Origin of the sequence: Intrasporangium chromatireducens Q5-1 (genome assembly GCF_000576575.1) — a bacterium.
Lineage (GTDB): Bacteria > Actinomycetota > Actinomycetes > Actinomycetales > Dermatophilaceae > Intrasporangium_A > Intrasporangium_A chromatireducens.
Window position 1 is genome coordinate 1 of sequence record NZ_AWQS01000256.1, and the last position, 5,191, is coordinate 5,191.

Consider the following 5,191-nt stretch of genomic DNA (forward strand, 5'->3'; position numbering starts at 1 on the left):
CGGATTCCCCTCGCGCTTCCCCCGAAGCGCCTTCCCCCAGGCACTTCCCCCGAAGTACCTGTATGGAGTCAACGTACCGCAGATCTACTCGGAGTAAGGGTGGGATGCGCGGGAATGTCCGACGAATGACGCAAAAGGCCCCCGACCTTGCGGTCGGGGGCCCGGGAACCAGCGGGTTCCGGTCGTCTCCAAGAGGGCGGTTCGCGCCCCTCACCGGTCAGGGCTCGCGGGCCTCCCCGGCCCGCTCGAGGGGCGACGTGTCAGCCGACTGGGTCAGGGCGACGACTTCCTCCCAGTCGGGACCTTCGAGCTCGATGGCCGCCGCAGGGAACAGGCCGTTGTCCTCCTTGTCCATGTGCTCGCGCAGGGCGTCGATGAACTCGTCGACGACGTCGAAGTCGCCATTGCGGATCTCCTGAGCCATGGCCTCGAGCCCGGTGTGCTCGGCGCAGAGCCCGTCGACGTGGTCGGTGAACTCGGGATTGCGCCGCAGCACCGTGAACAGGCCCCGCTCCTCGGCATGCGTGTGAGGGTGCAGCAGTCCGTCGAGCTGCTCGAGGGCCCGGGCGACCGCAGCAGGGTCACCGGACTCCCGGGCCCGGTAGAGGTCCCCGGTGAAGTTCACGAGGTCCTCGTGCTCGGACATGAACCGGCCGACCGTCCGGATCTCACGACATCCGCAGTAGTTGCACACGGAGACTACGTTGCCCGATCAGGCCGACCGAGTCAGCCGGAGCGTCCACTTCTCGGGACCCTCCTCGAGGTAGGCGATGTCGATCGCGCCGAACTGGTCCTGCAACTGGGCCAGGAGCGGGAGCGGGTTGTGCGGTGCGATGAGGTCCATCGAGCCGCCGGCCGGGATCGCGGCGAAGGCACCGAAGACCGTCGCGTGGCGGATCGCGTGCGGGATGACCCGCGCGTCGAGGGTGGGCACGCCCTCGTCGCTGCAGCCGCAGCCGCAGGCGTGCTGCTTGGTCTCGGTCAGCGGGATCTGCTCGTGAGTGGACACTGGGACTCCTAGGGTCAGTGGTGGGAGACGAACTTTGTCATCCCGGCAATCATTTTATACGGTGGTTCATGTGAAAAATACCGAGGGCTGGGGCCCGATGCCAACTCGGGACGGCGCTGCCGATCTCGTCGCCGGGCTGTCCCCGCAGCGCCGTCGCGTGTTCGACGCGCTGGAGGCGGAGCCGCGCTCGATCGCGTCCCTCGCGGACACCCTCGGCCTGCACGTCAACACCGTCCGGGAGCACCTCGACGGCCTCGTCGGCAGCGGTCTCGCGCTCCGTTCCCAGCTCGCGCCGAAGGGCCGCGGGCGACCCGGTTGGGGGTATGCCGCCCGGCCGGGCGCCGCATCTCCCTCCGTCGGCGAATACGCCACTCTGGCAAAGGTCCTCGCTGACCACGTCGCTGCGCAAGGCGGTGACGTCCAGGGGGACATGCGTCGCCTCGGGCACGGCTGGGGCGCGGCACTCCTCACCGGCCGCGGCGACACCGATGGGGGCGCGGACGCGGACCGCGAGGTCATCTCGCTCCTCGGCGACCTCGGCTTCGACCCGGAGAGCACGCCGAGCTGCGTCCGGCTGCGCCAGTGCCCCATGCTCGAGGTGGCTCGCGAGCGTCCCGACGTCGTCTGCAGCGTCCACCACGGCATGGTCGAGGGTGCGCTCGAGGCTGCCGGGGGCGACGCCGCCAAGGTGACCCTCGAGGCCTTCGCCGAGATCGGCGCCTGCCGGCTCCACCTTCACTGAGTCCACGGGGCAGACTGGCACCCGTGGCCCACCGATCCGTCGCCGAGCACCGGGCTGCCCTGCGCAGTGTCGTCGGACCAGGGGGCACGGAACAGGTGCCGCTCGACCGCCATGCGGTCGGCCGCCGCCTCGCGCGAGACCTCCTCGCCGCGGACGACCTGCCGCGCTTCGACAGCAGCGCCATGGACGGGTATGCCGCCCACCCGGCTCGTGCGGACCAGCGGGTGCTCGACGTGGTGGGCGACGTGCCCGCCGGCGCTGCGGCCGAGTTCGTCGTGCGGCCGGGCCAAGCTGCACGGATCATGACCGGCGCGCGCCTGCCCGAGGGGGCCGTCACCGTCGTGCCCGTCGAGCGGACCGACGCGGCGCCCACCGGGCCGGCGCCGCCGAAGGTGACGATCGAGGGTGACCTCGCCCCGGGCCAGCACATCCGTCGACGGGCGGAGGACATCGCCCGAGGAGAGGTCGTGGCCCCGGCCGGGACGCTGGTGGACGCGGCCCTGCTCGCCCTCGGGCGCTCCGCAGGCTGCGAGCACCTCACCGTCCACACGCCGACCAGGGTCGCGGTGGTCGCCACCGGGGCAGAGCTCGCCCGGCACGGGCAGGACCCGGCCGCCGGCGAGATCCACGAGTCCAACTCGGAGATGATCGCGGCCCTCGCCCTCGAGGGGGGCTGCAGGGTGACCCACGTCGAGACCTGCTCGGACGACACGGGTGAGCTGGGTGCGCTCTTCGAGTCCCTCGCCGCCGCCTCCGACGTCGACCTCGTCATCACCACGGGGGGCGTCAGCCAGGGCGCCTTCGAGGTGGTCCGCCAGGTCGGGGAAGCGCTGGGCGGCTTCGAGTTCGTCCATCTGGCAATGCAGCCGGGCGGTCCGCAGGGCACCGGACGCCTCGGTCAGACCCCAGTGGTGTGCCTCCCGGGAACTCCGGTGGGGGCCTACGTCTCATTCACCATGCTGTTGCGTCCGGCCCTCGACGAGCGGCACGGAAACCCGCCTCGCGAAGCGAGCTCAGCGACATACATCGGCCCCAGCCGGCGCACCCGGCTCGGGCGCGTGCAGTTCGTCTCCGCGGTGGTCCGACCCGACGGGACCGTCTCCCCGGCGCCCGGCGTGCACCTGCGGGCACTCGCCGGCGCGAACGCCTTCATCGAGGTCCCCGAGGGCGTGGACCAGTTCCGTGCGGGCGACGAGGTCTCCGTCCGCCTCCTCTGAGTGATCCGCAGACCCTCATGAATCTTGTTGGCAATTGAACGATTTGCCGGATCAGTGAGGTTGATGTGACTTGTGCCACATTGTCCGGGATCGTCCTTGCGCTCCAGCGCGGAATCCTAGTCTGAGGGCAACGCCGACACCTCCCCCCGGTCGGCGGCCCGATAGCACTGCGCGACAAGGAAGCCGAACCCCACTCGGCGTCGTCAGGGCTTGTCGACAAGGAGCCCCTCCCCTTCCTCCCCGGAGCGTTGGGGCTCCTTGCGGGAGGTTCCGGACCAGCACGCGTTCCCGCCCGTAGGCTGACGGCCACAGGGCCCCTGCGGGGCGAGCCGAGTCGAGGGAGTAGCGATGTCGCACGAGTATCCGCCGGAGCAGGGCGCCTTCGGCACATCGGGAACGCCGCCGCGTGAGGGTGAGGCGACGACGCCGATCCCGCCGGTGAACGACGCGACCACACCCGTCCCGCCGCCCCCGCCGGCGCCACACGGAGGCATCGGGCAGCCCTCGGGCGGCTACTCGCAGCCCTATGCCGGCTATGGGTCGCCGGCCAGCGGCTATGCGCAGCAGGCAACCCCGTTCAGCTATGGAGCTGCCGGCTCAGGGGGCCATCCAGCGCCCACCGGTCCGGCCGATGGACGGACAGGGTTCCTGTCCGCCCTGTTCGACTTCAGCTTCACCCACTTCGTGACGCCGCAGCTCGTTCGTATCGTCTACATCCTCGTGACGATCTTCCTCGGGCTGGCCTGGTTGTTCTACACCGTCGTCGCGCTGGCGGCGTCGACCGGCTTCGGACTGCTCGTCCTGGTCGGTGGCGGCTTCGTCTTCCTCATCTACCTGGCCCTCGCCCGGATGTCGCTCGAGTTCTTCCTCTCGGTGGTGCGAATGAGCGAGGACATCCACAAGCGGCTGCCCCAGGGCTGACCCAGGGCCGACCCAGGGCTGACCCAGGAGCAGCGGCTCAGCCCAGCGACTGGGTGGCGTCGGCGACCCAGGGGCCGAGCGGCGGGTTCCACTCTCGGACGACCCTGCGCAGGATGAAGCCGTTCTGCCAGTAGGGGTCGCCGTCAAAGGTCGAGATGACGTCGTCGATCGACTCGCCCTCGAAGACGATGAGGGCGCCGTTGGCGGGCTCCTCCTCGGTGGGCTCACCCTCGGAAACCTCGTCATGGCTGCCCTGGTACATGCCGGCGACGAGCAGCCCGTGCTGCGCCGAGAGCCACTCCCGGTGCTCCGGCCGGACCTTCATCATCTCGGTGGTGTCATCGGGGTAGGTGTAGTGGATCGCGTAGATGGCCATGCAGTCCTCCTCGGGTCGTGCGATCAGGGGCGGTCAGCCGGTGGTCACGCGATCGTGGCCGGCGTAGACGTTGAGGCGCCCACCGCGCACGAAGCCGATGAGCGTCATCCCCGCGTCGTCAGCGGCCTCGACGGCGAGGGACGACGGTGCGGAAACCGCTGCAAGGCAAGGGATCCCGGCCATGAGTGACTTCTGGGTCAGCTCGAAGGAGGCGCGTCCCGACACCATCAGGACCGTCCCGGTCACGGGCAGCTTCGCCTCGAGCAGCGCCCAGCCGACCACCTTGTCGACGGCGTTGTGCCGCCCGACGTCCTCGCGCACGACGAGCGCCTCGCCCTCCGCGGTGAAGAGTCCCGCGGCGTGCAGCCCGCCGGTCTTGGCGAAGGACCGCTGCTCGTCACGCAGCAGGTCCGGCAGTCCGGCCACCACGGCCGCGTTCACCCGCAGCGGGTCGTCCCGCACCTGCCACGTCGTCTCGGCGCGCAGCTGCTCGATGCTCGCCTTGCCGCACACTCCGCACGCCGACGATGTGAAGAAGTTGCGAGTCAGCTCCTCGGCCGGGCCCGCCACGCCAGGGGCGAGCGTGACATCGATGACGTTGTAGGTGTTCTGCTCGTGGCCCGTCTCGTCCGAGACGACCGCGCCCTCGCAGTAGCGCGCGACCATGATGTCGTCGAGCGACCGGATGATGCCCTCCGACACGAGGAAGCCGTGCACCAGCTCGATGTCGTGCCCCGGAGTGCGCATCGTCACCGTGAGCGGCCGTCCCCCGACCCGGATCTCGAGTGGCTCCTCGACCGTGAGCGTGTCCGGCCGCACGTGCTCGGTCCCGGCCTCCACGTCGATGGACCGCACCTTGCGTCGCACCGTGACCCGTCCCATGGGTCCAGCGTGCCAGACTCGGCCGGGTGGAGTCGCTCGGGGTC

Annotated in this window: 7 protein-coding genes; 3 read left to right on the forward strand and 4 right to left on the reverse strand. The window is 70.3% G+C overall.

The window, feature by feature from the left end; all coding sequences use genetic code 11:
- Positions 1–217: 217 nt before the first annotated feature.
- Entirely contained in the window at positions 218–646 is a 429-nt protein-coding gene (locus tag N864_RS18970; protein WP_240474407.1) for a hemerythrin domain-containing protein, read from the reverse strand.
- Between the two features lie 66 nt (positions 647–712).
- Positions 713–1,009: a DUF2249 domain-containing protein gene (locus N864_RS18975; RefSeq protein ID WP_034720894.1), complete on the reverse strand. Its 297-nt coding sequence runs from the start codon at positions 1,007–1,009 to the stop codon at positions 713–715.
- Between the two features lie 97 nt (positions 1,010–1,106).
- Here N864_RS18975 and N864_RS18980 point away from each other — a divergent pair, with 97 nt between their 5' ends.
- The 3 genes from N864_RS18980 to N864_RS23805 all read left to right on the forward strand — a co-directional run bounded on the left by N864_RS18980 (position 1,107) and on the right by N864_RS23805 (position 3,889).
- Complete coding sequence (locus N864_RS18980; protein WP_051518807.1) at positions 1,107–1,751, forward strand: helix-turn-helix transcriptional regulator; 645 nt, start codon at positions 1,107–1,109, stop codon at positions 1,749–1,751.
- Between the two features lie 23 nt (positions 1,752–1,774).
- Complete coding sequence (locus N864_RS18985; protein ID WP_034720898.1) at positions 1,775–2,968, forward strand: molybdopterin molybdotransferase MoeA; 1,194 nt, start codon at positions 1,775–1,777, stop codon at positions 2,966–2,968.
- A 348-nt stretch (positions 2,969–3,316) separates the two neighbouring features.
- A complete protein-coding gene (locus N864_RS23805; RefSeq protein ID WP_051518808.1) occupies positions 3,317–3,889 on the forward strand; it encodes a DUF4282 domain-containing protein in 573 nt (190 codons plus the stop codon).
- A gap of 37 nt (positions 3,890–3,926) precedes the next feature.
- Here N864_RS23805 and N864_RS18995 read toward each other — a convergent pair whose 3' ends face one another.
- Both N864_RS18995 and fdhD read right to left on the reverse strand, forming a co-directional pair.
- Positions 3,927–4,265 carry a YciI family protein gene (locus N864_RS18995; RefSeq protein WP_034720900.1) on the reverse strand — a complete coding sequence of 113 codons (339 nt, stop codon included), beginning with the start codon at positions 4,263–4,265 and terminating at the stop codon, positions 3,927–3,929.
- Positions 4,266–4,298: 33 nt separating this feature from the next.
- Entirely contained in the window at positions 4,299–5,147 is an 849-nt protein-coding gene (gene fdhD / locus N864_RS19000; RefSeq protein ID WP_034720902.1) for a formate dehydrogenase accessory sulfurtransferase FdhD, read from the reverse strand.
- Positions 5,148–5,191 lie beyond the last annotated feature (44 nt).

What these genes read in the sequence shown, in the direction of transcription:
- N864_RS18970 (WP_240474407.1), bottom strand. Translation starts at nt 646, where the DNA reads ATGTCCGAGCACGAGGACCTCGTGAACTTCACCGGGGACCTCTACCGG.
- N864_RS18980 (WP_051518807.1), top strand. Translation starts at nt 1,107, where the DNA reads ATGCCAACTCGGGACGGCGCTGCCGATCTCGTCGCCGGGCTGTCCCCG.
- N864_RS23805 (WP_051518808.1), top strand. Translation starts at nt 3,317, where the DNA reads ATGTCGCACGAGTATCCGCCGGAGCAGGGCGCCTTCGGCACATCGGGA.
- N864_RS18995 (WP_034720900.1), bottom strand. Translation starts at nt 4,265, where the DNA reads ATGGCCATCTACGCGATCCACTACACCTACCCCGATGACACCACCGAG.
- fdhD (WP_034720902.1), bottom strand. Translation starts at nt 5,147, where the DNA reads ATGGGACGGGTCACGGTGCGACGCAAGGTGCGGTCCATCGACGTGGAG.